This window comes from Martelella sp. (assembly GCF_984369615.1).
The window spans coordinates 1-16,540 of record NZ_CFHTCS010000061.1 but is presented as its reverse complement, the minus strand read 5'-3'; the positions used below and the strand labels follow the sequence as shown (position 1 = coordinate 16,540).

Sequence of the window (16,540 nt, the reverse complement as noted above, 5' to 3'; positions counted from 1 at the left end):
AAGTCGGCGGGAGAATGGAGTTGGAAGTGTCAGGAAGCAGGAAGTGGCAGGAAGGGCGTCACATCAAAGGGTAGGGGCAGGAACTGATGGACAAACGCACCCGCAAGAGGCAAACACAGCCAGCGCTCGCACTCCAACAGAAGCTGAGCGCGGAGGAGAGAGATTTCTTCCGCGCCGCTCAGCCCTGGGGCTTCATCCTGTTCAGGCGCAACGTCGAGAGCCTTTCCCAGGTCAAGGCGCTGACGGACGCCATGCGCGATGCCGTCGGCTGGCATGCGCCGGTCTTTGTCGACCAGGAAGGCGGCACGGTGCGCCGTCTCCGGCCGCCGCTGGTGCGCGACTATCCGGCTGCGTCCGCGATCGGCGCGCTTTATGAAACCGCAAGGGCGGCGGCTTGCGAAGCGGCCTTTCTCAGCGGCCGTCTGATGGCCGCCGATCTCGTTGCCGCCGGCATCGATTGCGATTGCGCCCCGGTGCTCGATATTCCGCCGGAACCGGGCGCCGGCTTCCTCGCCGACCGGGCGTTCGGTTGCGATCCGGACCAGGTGATCGCGCTTGCGACCGCCCAGGCTGAGGGACTGAAGGCCGGCGGCGTGCGGCCGGTGATCAAGCACATGCCGGGCCACGGGCGCGGCCTGCTCGACTCGCACAAGCGCCTGCCGGTGGTCGATGCCCCGCTTGCGGCGTTGCGGGAGACGGATTTTCGGCCGTTTCGAGAGATCCGGGGGATCACCATGGCGATGACTTGCCATGTCCTGTTTGCGGCGATCGATCCGGACAACCCGGCCTCGGCATCCCGCAAGCTGGTCGAAGAGGTCATGCGCGGCGAAATCGGCTTTGACGGACTGATCATTTCCGACGATATCTCGATGAATGCGCTTTCCGGCGATATCGCCACGCGGGCGCGCGCGGTTGCCGCCGCCGGTGTCGACATCGTCCTGCATTGCAATGGCGATATGGCCGAGATGCGTGCCGTTGCCGACGAGGCGCCGCTGCTTGCAGGCGCGGCGCTGGCGCGGGCCGGACACGCGCTTGGCGAACCGCCCGAGGCCGATGACAGCGATCTTGCGGCATTGGCGCGCCGGTTCGATGATGTGCTTGCGGGGAGGGGGTAAGGCGCGTGCAGGACGATTTCTTTCCGGAAGACCCCAACGGAACCGTCGAGGTTCGCGCCGCGGGCGAGGCGGTGCTGGTGATCGATGTCGGCGGCTTCGAAGGCCCGCTCGACCTGCTGTTGCATCTCGCCCGCACGCAGAAGGTGGACCTGGCGCGTATCTCCGTTCTGGCGCTTGCCGAACAATATCTCGAGTTCATCGAAAGCGCGCGGCGCATCCGCATCGAGCTGGCCGCCGATTATCTGGTGATGGCGGCCTGGCTCGCCTATCTCAAGTCGCGGCTTTTGATCCCGCGCCGGGCGAGCGACGCGGAGCCCTCGGGCGAGGACATGGCGGCAACGCTCGCCCACCGGCTGAAGCGGCTCGAGGCGATGCGCGATGCCGCCGAAAAGATCGTCAACCGCAACCGGCTCGGCCGTGACGTTTTTCAGCGCGGCGCGCCGGAGCATATTCCCGACGAGACCGGCTCTGCCTATACGGCGACGCTCTACGAGCTTCTCGACGCCTATGCCAACCTCCGCCAGCGCCAGGCCGTCAGCGAAGTGACCATCGAGAAGCGTCTCGTCTGGTCGCTGACCGATGCGCGCGAGCGGCTGCAGGAGATGATCGGCGAGATCGGCGAATGGACGGCGCTTGACCGCTACCTGCTGCGCTATCTCACGCGTCCGGAAGAAATGCGCACGGCGATCGCCTCCACCTTTGCCGCATCGCTGGAGCTCGTGCGCGAGGGGCGGCTCGACCTGCGGCAGGAGGAAGCGTTTTCGCCCATCCTGATGCGGCGCGGCAGCGGCCGATTGCCGCAGTCCGGCGCCGCATCGGGGGAGGCCGCCGAATGAGCGACAACGACGAGATCGACGGATCCGACGACATCGCCGCGACAAGCCCGGAACTGCTGCTTGAGGCTGCGCGCATCGCAGAGGCGCTGGTGTTTGCCTCGGCCGAACCGGTCAGCGAGGCCTATATCGCCGAGCGCATTCCGGGCGGTATCGATGTCCGTTCGGTGATGGCGGGATTGAAGGAGGCCTATGCCAATCGCGGCGTCAACCTGGTGCGCGTCGAGGATCACTGGGCCTTCCGCACCGCGCCCGACCTTTCCTTCGTCATCCACCGCGGCGAGCGCGAGGCGCGCAAACTCACGCGCGCGGCGCTCGAAGTCCTGTCGATCATTGCCTATCACCAGCCGGTGACGCGTGCCGAGATCGAGGAAATTCGCGGCGTCCAGACCTCCAGGGGCACGCTGGACGTGCTGATGGAGGCGGGCTTCGTGCGCTTTCGCGGGCGTCGCCGCACCCCCGGCCGGCCCGTCACCATGGGCACGACGCGCGCCTTTCTTGATCATTTCGGCCTGGAGGAGATCCGCGATCTTCCGGGGCTCGACGAGCTTCGGGGCGCGGGGCTCCTCTCCGGCCGCATCCCGCCCGGCTTCCAGATTCCGCTGCCCCTCAATGATGACGAGGACCTTGCCGATGACGAGGATCCGCTGGAGGCCGCTGATCTGGAGGATCTCGGCCTTTTGACACCGGGCGGCAAACATGATGAATAAGCTCTAGAAAAATAGCGGCCGGAACCGGCCGTACCGGGATTTCTGGAGCGACGATGAACCTTCAGGCGCTGAACCTAGGCGCAAGCGGCACGGCCGCCCGATTGCGCTTTGAGCATATCCGCCATGGCTATGGCGGGCGCGACGTCGTTCGCGATGTGTCGCTGACGGCCTTTCCCGGCAAGGTGCTGTGCCTTCTCGGGCCGTCCGGTTCCGGCAAGAGCACGCTTCTCAGGATCGCGGCCGGGCTTGAGGTGCCGCGCGGCGGGCGGTTGCTGATCAATGACGTCGAGGTCGCCGGCCCTTCCGCCTTCTTGCCGCCGGAGCAGCGCGGCGTTGGTCTGATGTTCCAGGATTTCGCGCTCTTTCCCCATATGACGGTGGCGGCCAACGTCGCCTTTGGCCTGACGCATCTGTCCAAGCCGGCGCGCCGGTCGGCGGCGGCCGAAGCCCTGGCGCGGGTCGGGCTTGCCGGCTACGAGGGCAAGTATCCGCACATGCTTTCGGGCGGCGAGCAGCAGCGCGTGGCGCTTGCCCGCGCCGTCGCACCCAAGCCCTCCGTGCTGTTGATGGACGAGCCGTTTTCCGGCCTTGATTCGCGCCTGAAGGAGCAGGTGCGGGCCGACACGCTCTCGGTTCTGCGCGAGACCGGCGCGACGGTGGTGATCGTGACCCATGATCCTGAGGAGGCGATGGGCATGGCCGACCAGATCGCGCTGCTGAAGGATGGCGAGCTCGTGCAGGCAGGCAGCGCGCGCGAGCTTTTCCTGCACCCCGGCAGCGTTTTCGCCGCGTCCTTCTTCTCCGAAATCAACCGGTTTGACGCCGTTGCCCGCAGCGGCATCGTCGAAACCCCCTTCGGCGCGCGCCGCGCTCCGCAAAATGTGAGCGATGCGGATCTGACCCTTGCCGTCAGGTTCAGCGATATCCGCGTGGCCACGGTGGAGCAGCCGGGCGCGGTGGCGGCCGGCGTGATCAGCCGCCGCTATCTCGGCACCTCGGAACATCTGACTCTTGGTCTTGAAGAGGGCGGCCGGGTGGTGGAAGCGAGCATCGGCGCCGGCATGCTCGCCGAAGGTATAAGCCGTGTTTTTCTGTTTGTTGCCGATGAAGCGATTTTGATGTTTGAAAAACAACCGTAAACCCCTTACACCTGAGACAAAGTGGTAACAGGAGAATTGGCCATGGGTAATCTCGGTATCTGGCAATTGCTGATCATTCTCGCGATTGTCGTCCTGCTGTTCGGCCGCGGCAAGATTCCCGAACTGATGGGCGATGTCGCCAAGGGCATCAAGAGCTTCAAGAAGGGCATTTCCGACGACGAGGAAAAACCGTCGGACAATGACAAGACCGTCGAGCACAGGGCAGACGAAAAGACCAAGCAGGGCTGACACGGCGCCGGGCAGCCCTTCAAGGCTGTCCGCAGGAGAATGTGAATGCTTGATATTGGCTGGACGGAGCTTCTGGTCGTGGCGATCGTGCTGGTCGTCGTCGTCGGCCCGAGGGAGCTTCCGCATGTCCTGCGGACCTTCGGCAAGACCATGACCAAGATGCGGCGCATGGCCACCGACTTCCGTTCGCAGATGGATGACGCGCTGAAAGAGGCGGATATGGAAGACGTTTCCTCCGCCATCAGGGATGTGAGAAAGCTCAATCCCGCCAATCAGTTGCGTGATGCCGTCAATCCCTTGCGCCAGACGGCGCGCGATATCCAGTCGGATCTGAAGACTTCGACATCGCTGGAAAACAAGCCGAAGACGACCGCCGACAAGCCGGACCTGCCGAAAGCCTCCTATCCGACGCCCGGCTCCCAGCCGGCTTTCACGCCGGAGAACGTTTTCCAGAAGGCCGTCCGCAAAGACGAGGAACAGGCGACGGAGCTTGTGTCGAAGCGTCAGGATGACGGACTGATGAGCCGCCGCGCCGGCTACAAGGGAACTGCGCGGCCGACGAAATCAAGCAAGGGACGCTCGGGCGGGCGGAGGAACGGCCGATGAGCGCCGGAAATGATATCGACGACAAGCCGCAGCCGCTTGTCGAGCACCTGATCGAGCTCAGGAAGCGGCTTGTATGGTCGCTGGCCGCTTTCTTTGCCGGCTTTCTGCTCTGCTTCGCCTTTGCCAAGGAACTCTTCAACCTTCTCGTCCTGCCCTATAAATGGGCGGTGATCTGGTCCGGCCTCGATCCCGACAAGATGCAACTGATCTACACGGCGCCGCAGGAATTCTTCTTCACGCAGATCAAGATTTCACTCTTCGGCGGCCTTCTGCTGGCCTTTCCGGTGATTGCCTTCCAGGTCTACAGTTTCGTCGCTCCCGGGCTGTACAGGAACGAGCGTTCGGCGTTTTTGCCATTCCTTGTCGCGTCTCCCGTCCTGTTCATCATCGGCGGCGCGATCGTCTATTTCTTCCTCATTCCCGTCGTCATGCTGTTCTTCCTCGGCATGCAGCAGGCGCCGGAAGGCGGCGAGGTTGCGATTTCGCTTCTGCCCAAGGTTTCGGAATATCTGAGCCTGATCATGTCGCTGGTGCTGGCCTTCGGGCTGGTGTTCCAGCTGCCGGTGGTCACCACGCTTCTGTCGCGGGCGGGGCTTGTCACCGCGGAATGGCTTGCCAAGCAGCGCAAGTTCGCGATCGTCATCGCTTTCGTCATCGCCGCCGTTCTGACGCCGCCCGATCCGCTGTCACAACTCGGTCTGGCGCTGCCGACCGTGCTGCTCTACGAGGTGGCGATCTATGCCGCCAAGCTGGTTGAGCGGCGGCGCAGGCGAGAGAAGGACGAAGAGACCGAGAACGTCGCTTCCGAACCTGAAGACGAAACTTAGGCGATATCCGCAAAGCGTGGCTTGCGCTTTGGGGATGAGTTGGGCACAAGAGGGCCGCTGACGCTGACGCGCCGGCGGCCCTTTTTCTTCATGGGAAAGCAGGAACGATGCTCGATATCAGATGGATTCGCGAAAACCCGGAAGCGCTGGACAAGGCGCTCGCGACGCGCGGTGCCGCACCGCTTGCGGCAGAAATCGTCGGACTTGACGAGAAGCGCCGGTCCGTTCTGCAGCGGCTGCAGGACATGCAGTCCCGCCGCAATGCCGCCTCGAAGGAGATCGGCGCTGCCATGGGCAGGAAGGACAGCGCGCTTGCCGAGAAACTGAAGGCCGAGGTTGCCGAGATCAAGACGGCGATGCCGACGCTCGAGGAAGAGGAGCGCGCGGCAAGCACTGCCCTCGAAGAACTCCTGTCGGGCATTCCCAACATACCCCTTGACGATGTTCCGGTCGGCGAGGATGAGGATGCCAATGTCGAGATCCGCACATGGGGCAAGAAACCGACATGGAACCATCCGCCGAAGGAACATTTCGAAATCGGCGAGGCGCTCGGCGGCATGGATTTCGAGCGCGCGGCAAAGCTTTCGGGGTCGCGCTTCACGGTTCTGACCGGCGCCTTCGCCCGGCTTGAGCGGGCGCTTGGCCAGTTCATGATCGACATGCACACCGAAAAGCATGGCTACCAGGAGGTCAGCCCGCCGCTTCTGGTGCGCGATGCCGCCCTTTACGGCACCGGCCAGCTGCCGAAATTCGCCGAGGACCTGTTCAAGGCGTCGGAAGACCGCTGGATGATCCCGACGGCGGAAGTGCCGCTCACCAATCTCGTCGCCGGCGACATTCTGCCGGCCGAAACGTTGCCGCTGCGCTATACCGCGCTCACCTACTGCTTTCGTTCGGAGGCGGGATCGGCCGGCCGCGACACGCGCGGCATGCTGCGCCAGCACCAGTTTTTGAAATGCGAGATGGTGTCGATCACCGATGCCGAGACCTCGCTTGACGAACTGGAGCGGATGACGTCGGCAGCCGAAGACGTGTTGCAGGCGCTTGGCCTGCATTACCGCGTCGTGGCGCTTTCGACCGGCGACATGGGCTTTTCCGCGCGCAAGACCTATGACATCGAGGTCTGGCTGCCCGGACAGGATACCTATCGCGAAATCTCCTCCTGCTCGGTCTGCGGCGATTTCCAGGCGCGGCGGATGAATGCGCGTTACAGGGCGAAAGACGAGAAGGCGACGCGCTTCGTCCATACGCTGAACGGCTCGGGCGTGGCCGTCGGCCGCGCGCTGATTGCCGTGGTCGAGAACTATCTCAATGAAGACGGTTCGGTGACCATCCCGGAAGTCCTCGTCCCCTATATGGGCGGCAGGACGAAGATCGAAGCGGAAGGGTGAGGCACGATCATGCGCATTCTGCTGACCAATGACGACGGCATTCACGGCCCCGGCCTTGCCGTGCTCCAGAAGATCGCGGCGGAACTTTCCGACGACGTGTGGACCGTTGCGCCGGAAACCGACCAGAGCGGGCTTGCCCATTCGCTGACGCTGTCCGAGCCGCTTCGGCTGCGGCAGATGGGCGAAAGGCAATATGCCCTGCGCGGCACGCCGACCGACTGCGTGATCATGGCCGTGCGCGAAGTGCTGCCGGATGCCCCGGATCTCATTCTCTCCGGCATCAATTCCGGCGCCAACATGGCCGATGACGTCACCTATTCCGGCACCATCGCCGCGGCAATCGAGGGCACGCTCCAGGGCGTGCGGTCGATCGCGCTCAGCCAGGCCGGTCGCTACGACAACGGCCGCCATTTTCCCTGGGAGGTGGCCGAGCGCCACGCCCTGCCGCTCATCCGCAAGCTGTTGCCGCTGGAGCTGCCGGAAGGCACGTTCTTCAACGTCAACTTTCCCTGCTGTGCGCCGGACGAGGTTCAGGGCGTGCGGGTGACCGCGCAGGGCAAGCTCGAGTCGGGGCTTTCGGTGGAGAAACGTACGGACGGGCGCGGCCTTCCTTACTATTGGCTGACATTCCGCGAGCGGCTCAGCGCCTTTGCCCATGACAGCGACCTCAACGCGGTCGGCGAGAATCATGTCTCTGTGACGCCGCTGAAGCTCGACTTGACCGATCATGCGGTTCGCGACAGGATCGCAGAAGCGCTTGCGTAGATGACGAGGTTGGACGGTGGCGACGAAGCTTCAGGAACGTGAGGGTTTTGCGGCCCTGGTGATGCGGCTGAGGGCCAGCGGCGTCACCAATCTCGATCTTCTCTCCGCCGTCGAGGCCACGCCGCGCTCCGCCTTCACGCCCTCGCACATGTCGCCCTATGCCTATTCCGGCCGCTCGATCCCGATCGAATGCGGCGCCTTCATGGAAGGCGCGGACCTTGCCATCCGCCTGATCGACATTCTCAAGGTCAAGCCCGGCCAGCGCGTCCTCGAGGTCGGAACCGGTTCCGGCTATACGGCTGCCATCATGGGGCGGGTCGCAGAGCGGGTGCTGAGCGTCGAGCGCTACCGCACGCTCGCCGACCTTGCCCGCAAGCGCATGACGGATCTCTCGCTGAAGAGTGTGGTGGTGCGGCAGGCCGACGGGCGCGAGGGCCTGAGCGGCGAGGGGACCTTCGACCGCATTCTCTACACTGTGGCGTTGCCGGAAATTCCTCGCGCGCGCGTTGAACAGCTTGTTTCCAACGGGGTGATCATGGCGCCGCTGCTGCGTGAGGGCGCGCCGCCCCTGATGGTGCGCATGACGCGGATCGGCAGCCGGTTCGAGCGCCAGGACCTGTTCGAGGTTCCTTATCTTGCCGCCGAGCGCGGCCTTTCGAAAGCGTTCTGAAGCCTTCCGGAAAGGGTGTTTCTGCCCCTCGCAGACGTCGCCCGGCCGTATCCCCGAACCCTCTTCAAACCGATTTTTCGCATTGTCGCCCGCGCCTTAACCGCACGGTAACTCTGTTAGGGTTAAAAACGGTGCAGTAAAGAGTTCAAGCGTACAGGGTCGGTTCATGCGTATTTCAGGTGTGCCGGAAGGCGGCAAGGCAACACAGCGTATTCTGCTCGTTTCGGCGCTGGCCATCATGGCCGCGAGCTGCAGTTCACAGAGCGCGCGGCTCGGCAGCAGTCCCGATACGATGACGACGGGTTCGGTCTCCGGCGTTCCGCAATACCGGCAGATGGTGCCGCCGGAAAATGTCGGAAGCGGCGGCTACCAGGCGCTTCCCTCCCAGAATTCCGGATCGGCCGTCGTCAGCCGTCAGCCGATCAATACCGCGACCACCGCCGGCTCGGGCGCCCGCATGGCAACGACGCCGGTTGCCGTGCAGAGCGGCAACCTGCCGTCGCCGCAACCGGTCCAGACCGCGGCCGTGACCCAGCCGGCCAATCCGTCCGCGACCTACAGCCGCGAGCAGGCCACCGTCGGCGCGCCGAGCAGCCTGCCGTCGCGCACCCAGGATGTCGCCACCAAACGCGTCATGATCCGTTCCGACGAGACGCTTGCCGCCTTTGCCGCGCGCAACGGCGCGACGGAACAGGATATCCTGCGGCTCAACGGGCTGACGAGCGCCTCGCAGGTGCGTTCCGGCCAGGTGCTGCTCGTGCCGCTGGTCTCCACCCAGTCGTCTGCCGCCAAGGCAACGGCCGAGGCCCAGGGCCTGCCGCCCGCATCCCCCGTTCCGACGCCGTCCAACGTGCCCGATCAACGCGTCGCCGTGCTGCCGAGCACGCCGAGCAGCCGCGAAAAACAGAGCGCCGGCGCAACCGGCGCAAGCGCGACGTCCTCGGCATCGACCGGCCAGAACGGTGACGGGCGCACGCCTGCAGGCGGCAACGTCTATACCGTCCAGAGCGGCGACAGCCTCTATACGATTGCAAAGGCCAACGGCGTCACGGTCGATTCGCTGAAGGCCGCCAACGGTCTGACCTCGTCCAATATCCGTATCGGCCAGAAACTTGCCATCCCGACCGGCGGCGCCGCTCCGGCCCAGCCGGTGACGCCGGTGGAGACCGCGCAGAAGCCGGCGCCGCAGCAGACGCAGCAGAAGAGCGCCGCGTCAGGCAATCCGAAACCCTATCAGCCGCCGGCAGTCGAGCAGGAAGAGGTTGTCGTCCAGGAAGTTGCCGTTCGCAGCGACGCAGGAGAGGACGTCCCCGAAGGGACCGGCATCGCCACATACCGCTGGCCGGTGAAGGGCGCTGTCGTGGTCGGCTTCGGCCAACCGGACGGCGACGAGCTTTCCGAAGGCATCGACATTTCCGTGCCGCAGGGCACGCCGATCAAGGCCGCCGAGAACGGCGTCGTCGTCTATGCCGATGATGGCCTGTCCGATTACGGCAACGCCATCCTCATCCGTCATGATGACGGCCGTGTGACCGTCTACGGCTATGCCGAGGAACTGAAGGTCAAGCGCGGCGACAGCGTCCAGCGCGGCCAGACCATCGCCACTTCCGGCATGACCGGCAAGGCGACGCGCCCGATGGTCCACTTCGAGGTCCGCGACAACACCAAGGCCGTCGACCCGATGCCCTATCTCAACGGCTGATCGTCTTGGGGCAGGCCGTCGGGCCCGCCCTCGGCTCAGCCCCCAAGGTGCCTGCGCTGGCGGCCGGCGATATCCTGGATGAACTGCCAGGCGACGCGGCCCGAACGTCCGCCGCGCGTCGTTGCCCAGGTCAGTGCTTCTGCGTGCAGCGCGTCTTTCCCGCCTTCAAGCCCGAAATGGGCGGCATAGCCGTCGATCATCGCGAGATAGTCGTCCTGGCTGCATTTGTGGAAGCCGAGCCAGAGACCGAAGCGATCGGACAGCGAGACCTTTTCCTCGGTTGCCTCCGACGGGTTTATCGCGGTCGACCTTTCGTTCTCGATCATGTCGCGCGGCATCAGGTGGCGTCGGTTGGAGGTGGCATAGAGCAGCACATTTTCCGGCCGCCCCTCCACGCCGCCGTCAAGCGCCGCCTTCAGCGATTTGTAGGCCGCGTCATCATGATCGAAGGACAGGTCGTCGGTGAACAGCAGGAACCGGTACTGCGACGTCTTGAGAATGTCGAGAAGCGCGCCGAGCGAACCAATATCCTCCCGGTAGAGCTCCACCAGTTTCAGCTTCATTGCAGGCTTGCGGGCGATCTCGGCGTGGATCGCTTTCACCAGCGAGGATTTCCCCATGCCGCGCGCGCCCCACAGGAGCGCGTTGTTGGCCGGAAAACCCTCGGCGAACCGCAGCGTGTTCTCGTGCAGGATGTCGCGCACATGGTCGACGCCCCGGATCAGGGCAAGGGGAACGCGACTGGGGGCTGCGACGGGCGAGAGATAGCGTTCCTCCGGCTTCCAGACGAAACAGTCGGCGGCGTCGAGGTCGTTCTCGCGCGGCCTGACCGGTCCCATGCGCTCCAGCGCGTCGGCCAGGCGCCTGACTTCGGCGATCAGCGCGCTTTCGGATGTCTTGTCCAAGTCTGCACTCCCGTGACATTGAAAAGAAAGACGATAAGGCGCACAGCTTTTCGGTTTTTGACGGGCTTGCAAGGTCGAAATGACGGCAAAATGATCGCTTCCCCCCAAAAACCACGCTTGTTTTTACGGCTGTTGTTGCATTGAACTGGCCTCCGACTATATACCGGCGACACATCCAAGGGGCATGAGCCCCGTTCATGGTCTGAGGAGTTTTAGACAACATGTTTAGCACGGCTTACGCCCAGGCAGCGGGCGGCGCAGGCGCGATGGGATCGGGTCTCGAAATGATCTTCCTGTTCGTGCCGTTGATGGCGATCTGGTATTTCCTGCTCATTCGCCCGCAGCGTCGCCAGGCAAAGAAACGACAGGAAACGCTGGCCGCGATCCGGCGCGGCGATCAGGTGGTGACGGGCGGCGGCATCGTCGGCAAGGTTACCAAGGTGGTCGACGACAGCGAACTCGAAGTGGAGATTGCCGAAGGCGTGCGGGTCCGGATCATGCGCAGCTATGTGTCCGACGTGCGCGTGAAGGGCGAGCCGGTGAAAACCGAGGATACCAAGCCGAAAAGCTGACGAGCATGAACCCGGCCCGATGTCGCCCACAAAAAGCGACATTGGGCCGGTATCGCTTTGCCACAGCTCGAACCGGGGCCGAATTGTCCCGGCCGGCCGGCCGAGAATAGAAAGGACGATGCCGAAAGGCGTCGTCTGCTTCGTGTAAACCGACGAACCGAGACCTCCATGCTGTATTTTTCCCGTTGGAAGACCCTATTCATCTGGCTTGTCGTGGCGCTCGGAGTGGTCATTGCCACGCCGAACCTCCTCAGCAACCAGCAACTGGCGAAGCTTCCGGGATGGATGCCGGACAGCAGGGTCACGCTGGGTCTCGACCTTCAGGGCGGTTCCTACATCATGCTGCAGGTTGACCGCAGCGACATCGTCACCGATCGCATGAACACGCTGGTCGACGATGTCCGCGCCGATCTGCGCGAGGCGCAGGTACGCTATACCGGCCTCTCCGGCTCGGGCGAGACGGCGCAGGTGCGCATCACCGATCCCGACCAGTATGTGACGGCCGAAGAGGCGCTGCAGCCGCTCGCCGAATACGTCAACGCAGGCACGCTGAACGGCGGCACTTTCCAGGAAGTGACCATCGATGACGACGGCAACGGGCTGATCCGGCTTGCGCTCACCGAACAGGGGATCGACTACCGCATGCGCTCCGCCGTGCAGCAGTCGATCGAGGTCATCCGCCGCCGTGTCGACGAGCTCGGCACCACCGAACCGCTGATCCAGCGTCAGGGCGACGACCGCATCATCGTCCAGGTGCCCGGTCTCGATGACCCGCAGCGCCTCAAGTCGCTGTTGAACCAGACCGCGAAACTGACCTTCCACATGGTCGATACATCGGTGAATGTGCAGGACGCCATCGAGGGCCGTCCGCCGGCAGGCGATGAAGTGCTTTACTCGATGGACGATCCGCCGGTGCCTTACGTGCTTGAAAAGCGCGCGCTGATTTCCGGTGAAGACCTTGTCGATGCCAAGGCTGCCTTCGACCAGCGGACCAACGAACCGGTCGTCAATTTCCGCTTCGATTCGCGCGGCGCCCAGCGCTTTGCGCAGGCGACGCAGCAGAATGTCGGCCGTCCCTTCGCCATCGTGCTCGATAGCCAGATCGTGTCCGCGCCGGTGATCAACGAGCCGATCCTCGGCGGGTCCGGTCAGATTTCCGGCAATTTCACGGTGCAGGGCGCGAATGATCTTGCCGTGCTGCTGCGCGCCGGCGCGCTGCCGGCGACGCTGACCGTGGTCGAGGAACGCACGGTCGGCCCGAGCCTCGGCGCCGATTCGATCCGCGCGGGCGTTCTCGCCTCCGTCATCGGCGCGGGCCTTGTCGTCATCTTCATGGTCGTCTTCTACGGCATGTTCGGCCTGGTCGCGAATATCGCGCTGTTCTTCAACATCGTGATGCTGATCGCGCTCCTGAGCGTCATCGGCGCGACGCTGACCCTTCCGGGCATTGCCGGCATCGTGCTGACCATCGGCATGGCGGTCGATTCCAACGTGCTGATCTATGAACGCATCCGCGAGGAGCGGCGACGCAACGGGCGAAGCGTGGTCCAGTCGGTCGATGCGGGTTTCCGCAAGGCCTTCGGAACCATCATCGACGCCAATCTGACGACGCTGATCGCGGCCGTGATCCTGTTCTTCCTCGGCTCCGGTCCGGTGCGCGGCTTCGCCGTCACGCTCGCGATCGGTATCCTGACCACGATCTTCAGCGCCTTCTACCTGACGCGCTTCATGATTTCCGAATGGGTTCGCCGCCGCCGTCCGAAGGAATTGCCGAAGGGCATCCGCACCGGCATGTTCGACGGGATCAACTTCTCCTTCATGAGTTTCCGCAGGATTTCCTTCGCCGCCTCGGCGATCCTGACGGTGGCTTCCGTTGTCGGCTTTGCCACGCACGGGATGAATCTCGGTATCGATTTTACCGGCGGTTCGGTCGTGCAGGTGGAATCGAAATCCGGCCCCGCCGATATCGGCCAGATCCGCTCCGACCTGAACAACCTCAATATCGGCGCCGTGCAGGCCCAGGGATTCGGCTCCGACAGGGATGTGCTGATCCGCGTCCCGGCGCAGGATGGCGGCGCCAATGCCGAACAGAGCGCGATTTCCAAGATCCGTTCCTCGCTCGAAAGCAGCTACGATTTCGTCCGCGTCGAGGTCGTCGGTCCGGTCGTCTCCGGCGAACTGTCCCGCTCGGCCACGATCGGCGTTCTCGCCTCTCTGATCGCGATCCTGATGTATATCTGGTTCCGATTCGAATGGCAGTTCGCCGTCGGCGCGATCATCGCGACCGCCCACGACGTGCTCCTGACCATCGGTATTTTCGTGCTGACGGGGGTCGAGTTCAACCTCACCAGTATTGCCGCGGTGCTGACGATCGTCGGCTATTCGCTGAACGATACGGTGGTGGTCTATGACCGCGTGCGCGAGAACCTCAGGCGATATCAGAAGATGCCGCTGCCGGAACTGCTCGACATCTCGATCAATCACACGCTGTCGCGCACCATCCTGACGGCCCTGACCACGATGCTGGCGCTCGCCGCGCTCTATCTTTTCGGCGGCGAGGTGATCCGTTCCTTCACCTTCGCGATGCTGTTCGGGGTGGCGATCGGCACCTATTCGTCGATCTATATCGCGGCGCCGATCCTGATCGCCTTCAAGCTCCGCCCGGACACTTTCCAGAAGAAGGACGAGGAAAAAGGCGCGCCCGAGGAACAGGGAACCGTGACGGGGATCTGAGCCGATGGCGCGTGGCATCGAGATTCGCGAGGCGCATTTTCCGGGCAAGGCGCCGATCGACACCTATGGCAATGGCGGCTTCCGCTTTGCCGACATGTCGCATCGCGGCTCGCTGCTGTGCGTGCCGTCCGGCATCCATGGCTGGAACGTGACCGCGCCCGAGGAGATGAACATCGCTTCCTTCGAGCGGGTGCTGGACCAGGCTGACGAGATCGAGGTCCTGCTGGTCGGAACCGGCCTCGACATGGTGATCCTGCCCAGGCCGCTGCGCGAGGCCCTGCGTGAAAAGAAGATCGTCGCCGATCCGATGAATACCGGGGCGGCGGTCAGGACCTACAACATTCTGCTCGGAGAAGAGCGCGCGGTCGCCGCCGCGCTGATCGCCGTTTGAAACGACAAACGGTCTCAAACGCACTGGAGCAAGGCGCGTGACCGATCACGCCGAAACCGAACGACTTCTGCTTGCCGAACTGCGCGAGGCCGATCGCGACCGCTATCTGGCCGCGTTGCTGTCCCCCGCAGACAAGCGTCCGGCCCTTGCCGCGCTCTATCTCTTCAATGCCGAACTGGCCCGGGTGCGCGACCGCGTCAGCGAGCCCCTGCCGGGGGAGGTCAGGCTGCAATACTGGCGTGACCTGCTCGAGGGCGCCGACCACGGATCGACGGCGGCAAACCCGACGGCTGCAGCGCTTCTTGCGGCGATAGAGACCTACAACCTTCCGCGCGATCCGCTGGCGCGCATGTGCGAAGCGCGGATCTTCGACCTCTACGACGACCCGATGGACACGACGACGGATTTCGAAGGCTATGCCGGCGAAACGGCCTCGGCGCTCATTCAGCTCGCGAGCCTCGTGCTCGACCCGACGGCGGCCGCTGCCGCCGCGACGGCCGCCGGTCACGCGGGCGTGGCGCAGGCCGTTGCCGGTTCGATCCTGCTGTTGCCGCGTCACAGGGCCGCCGGTCAGGTGTTCGTGCCCGCCGAAATCCTGTCCGCCACGGGTCTTGATCGGGAAAGCTTCCTGATCGCCAGCGATCGCGAGCGGGTCGGCAACGCGATCCGCGCCTTCGCCGCGTTCGGCCTTTCCCACCTCGCCAGATTCAGGGCGGAGGGGCGGATCGCGAAAACGCTTGCGCCGGCCTATCTTCCTATGTCAGCCTCGGAGAACATTCTTGTAAAGGCCGAGGCTTTGGGAGAAAGTGCGCTGGAACACACGGTGCGGCCTTCGCAGTGGAAGAGGCAGCTTGTGATGATGCGCGCTTTGCTGTTTCGTAAGTTTTAAAGGCTATCTTGAAGCTCTGGCGCAGGCTCGCGGATCGTTTTCGGCCGATCCCGCGGATTTTCCCATCAGGCGCATTTCTGCGGGACATCGAGCCTCAAATGTCGCAACAGGAGGATGCTGGCGAATGGAAACTTGGGTATGGCTTCTCGTTGCCGTGGTCGCCGCCATTGTTGCGTACTATTTCTTCGGCCGCGCGAAAGTGCAGAAATCAGACGGCGGGTTCACGGTTGAGGAAGCCCATGGCTGGGCGCGCCGCGAATTCAACCGCAGCTATCCCGACGAACGGGTCGCTTCCGTCATCGGCGATACCGAGCTGGAAACCTTTTTCCTGAGGCTTGCCGACGGCAAGGTCGGTATGTACCGCTCGCGGCGCGGCAAGGGGCAGGCGATCATCGTCCGGCAGAGCGAGTATCGCCTGCGCGCCTTGCCCGAAGCCAACGGCCTTCAGGTCGATTTCCCCGAGAGCGATTTCTTCAGCGGCAATTACCATTTCCTGAGCGAACAGGACGCCGCGGACGTCTCGACCTGGATGCTGAACGCCCGCTGACCTCCCCGGGAAAGTCCCGTCAGGCGTCCACCCAGGCCTTGCACGCCTCCAGCGCCCGTTTGGCGACGAGCTGTTTCTTCACCGATGACTTGGCCTTGCCGCGCGGGCGCTTTCCCGTTTCCGGATCGATCAGCGCGCCGGGCTCGAGCTCGGGGAACAGGCCGAAATTGATGTTCATCGGCTGGAAGGAGCGTTTGCCGCCTTCTTCCTCGTGCGAGATATGGCCGCCGGTGACATGGCCGAGCAGCGCGCCCAGCGCCGTTTCCGGCGGCGGGGCGACGGGTTCGTGTCCCAGACGTTCGGCCGCCGCGAATCGCCCGGCGAGAAGCCCGATGCCGGCGCTTTCCACATACCCCTCGCAGCCGGTGATCTGGCCGGCAAAGCGGAGGCCCGGACGGCCCTTCAGCGCCAGCGTTCGATCGAGCAGCGTCGGCGCGTTCAGATAGGTGTTGCGGTGCAGGCCGCCGAGGCGGGCGAATTCGGCCTCCTGAAGGCC

The 16,540-nt window shown here is 64.1% G+C and carries 18 protein-coding genes; 16 read left to right on the top strand and 2 right to left on the bottom strand.

The window, feature by feature from the left end; translation table 11 throughout:
* The first annotated feature begins 86 nt into the window (after window positions 1-86).
* From nagZ to AC5DC2_RS07505, 11 genes are all read left to right on the top strand, one after another.
* The gene (gene nagZ, locus AC5DC2_RS07555; RefSeq protein WP_491698069.1) at window positions 87-1,115 is read left to right on the top strand and encodes a beta-N-acetylhexosaminidase; all 1,029 of its coding nucleotides are present in this window, start codon (window positions 87-89) and stop codon (window positions 1,113-1,115) included.
* A gap of 5 nt (window positions 1,116-1,120) precedes the next feature.
* On the top strand, window positions 1,121-1,951 hold the full coding sequence (locus tag AC5DC2_RS07550) for a segregation and condensation protein A (RefSeq protein WP_024709303.1): 831 nt from the start codon (window positions 1,121-1,123) through the stop codon (window positions 1,949-1,951).
* The gene (gene scpB, locus AC5DC2_RS07545) at window positions 1,948-2,658 is read left to right on the top strand and encodes an SMC-Scp complex subunit ScpB (protein ID WP_024709304.1); all 711 of its coding nucleotides are present in this window, start codon (window positions 1,948-1,950) and stop codon (window positions 2,656-2,658) included. Before AC5DC2_RS07550 ends, scpB begins: the two co-directional genes overlap by 4 nt.
* A gap of 53 nt (window positions 2,659-2,711) precedes the next feature.
* Window positions 2,712-3,797, top strand: a complete 1,086-nt coding sequence (locus AC5DC2_RS07540; RefSeq protein WP_491698068.1) for an ABC transporter ATP-binding protein — start codon at window positions 2,712-2,714, stop codon at window positions 3,795-3,797.
* Between the two features lie 42 nt (window positions 3,798-3,839).
* On the top strand, window positions 3,840-4,046 hold the full coding sequence (locus tag AC5DC2_RS07535; RefSeq protein ID WP_024709305.1) for a twin-arginine translocase TatA/TatE family subunit: 207 nt from the start codon (window positions 3,840-3,842) through the stop codon (window positions 4,044-4,046).
* A 45-nt stretch (window positions 4,047-4,091) separates the two neighbouring features.
* Complete coding sequence (gene tatB, locus AC5DC2_RS07530) at window positions 4,092-4,652, top strand: Sec-independent protein translocase protein TatB (RefSeq protein WP_024709306.1); 561 nt, start codon at window positions 4,092-4,094, stop codon at window positions 4,650-4,652.
* A complete protein-coding gene (tatC, locus tag AC5DC2_RS07525) occupies window positions 4,649-5,479 on the top strand; it encodes a twin-arginine translocase subunit TatC (RefSeq protein ID WP_491698067.1) in 831 nt (276 codons plus the stop codon). The genes tatB and tatC overlap by 4 nt, the downstream gene beginning before the upstream one ends.
* A gap of 107 nt (window positions 5,480-5,586) precedes the next feature.
* Complete coding sequence (serS, locus tag AC5DC2_RS07520; RefSeq protein WP_491698066.1) at window positions 5,587-6,870, top strand: serine--tRNA ligase; 1,284 nt, start codon at window positions 5,587-5,589, stop codon at window positions 6,868-6,870.
* A gap of 9 nt (window positions 6,871-6,879) precedes the next feature.
* A complete protein-coding gene (gene surE / locus AC5DC2_RS07515; protein ID WP_024709309.1) occupies window positions 6,880-7,635 on the top strand; it encodes a 5'/3'-nucleotidase SurE in 756 nt (251 codons plus the stop codon).
* Between the two features lie 16 nt (window positions 7,636-7,651).
* Window positions 7,652-8,305 (top strand): protein-L-isoaspartate(D-aspartate) O-methyltransferase, encoded by a 654-nt coding sequence (locus tag AC5DC2_RS07510; protein WP_024709310.1) that lies wholly within the window; start codon window positions 7,652-7,654, stop codon window positions 8,303-8,305.
* A 166-nt stretch (window positions 8,306-8,471) separates the two neighbouring features.
* A complete protein-coding gene (locus AC5DC2_RS07505) occupies window positions 8,472-10,007 on the top strand; it encodes a peptidoglycan DD-metalloendopeptidase family protein (protein ID WP_491698065.1) in 1,536 nt (511 codons plus the stop codon).
* 35 nt (window positions 10,008-10,042) lie between these two features.
* On the opposite strand, the gene AC5DC2_RS07500 is transcribed toward AC5DC2_RS07505, so the two are convergent.
* The gene (locus tag AC5DC2_RS07500) at window positions 10,043-10,912 is read right to left on the bottom strand and encodes an ATP-binding protein (protein WP_491698064.1); all 870 of its coding nucleotides are present in this window, start codon (window positions 10,910-10,912) and stop codon (window positions 10,043-10,045) included.
* A 221-nt stretch (window positions 10,913-11,133) separates the two neighbouring features.
* On the opposite strand from AC5DC2_RS07500, the gene yajC reads away from it, so the two are divergent.
* The 5 genes from yajC (at window position 11,134) to AC5DC2_RS07475 (ending at window position 16,044) form a co-directional block, all read left to right on the top strand.
* Window positions 11,134-11,484 carry a preprotein translocase subunit YajC gene (gene yajC / locus AC5DC2_RS07495; protein ID WP_491698063.1) on the top strand — a complete coding sequence of 117 codons (351 nt, stop codon included), beginning with the start codon at window positions 11,134-11,136 and terminating at the stop codon, window positions 11,482-11,484.
* Window positions 11,485-11,652: 168 nt separating this feature from the next.
* Complete coding sequence (gene secDF, locus AC5DC2_RS07490; protein WP_491698062.1) at window positions 11,653-14,217, top strand: protein translocase subunit SecDF; 2,565 nt, start codon at window positions 11,653-11,655, stop codon at window positions 14,215-14,217.
* Between the two features lie 4 nt (window positions 14,218-14,221).
* The gene (locus AC5DC2_RS07485; RefSeq protein WP_491698061.1) at window positions 14,222-14,608 is read left to right on the top strand and encodes an Mth938-like domain-containing protein; all 387 of its coding nucleotides are present in this window, start codon (window positions 14,222-14,224) and stop codon (window positions 14,606-14,608) included.
* 37 nt (window positions 14,609-14,645) lie between these two features.
* Complete coding sequence (locus AC5DC2_RS07480; protein WP_491698060.1) at window positions 14,646-15,497, top strand: phytoene/squalene synthase family protein; 852 nt, start codon at window positions 14,646-14,648, stop codon at window positions 15,495-15,497.
* A 124-nt stretch (window positions 15,498-15,621) separates the two neighbouring features.
* Entirely contained in the window at window positions 15,622-16,044 is a 423-nt protein-coding gene (locus AC5DC2_RS07475) for a hypothetical protein (protein WP_024709181.1), read from the top strand.
* Between the two features lie 19 nt (window positions 16,045-16,063).
* Here the strand turns inward: AC5DC2_RS07475 and AC5DC2_RS07470 are convergent.
* Window positions 16,064-16,540, bottom strand: a 477-nt coding sequence (locus AC5DC2_RS07470) for an FAD-dependent oxidoreductase (protein ID WP_491698059.1), incomplete at its 5' end; no start/stop codon positions are given.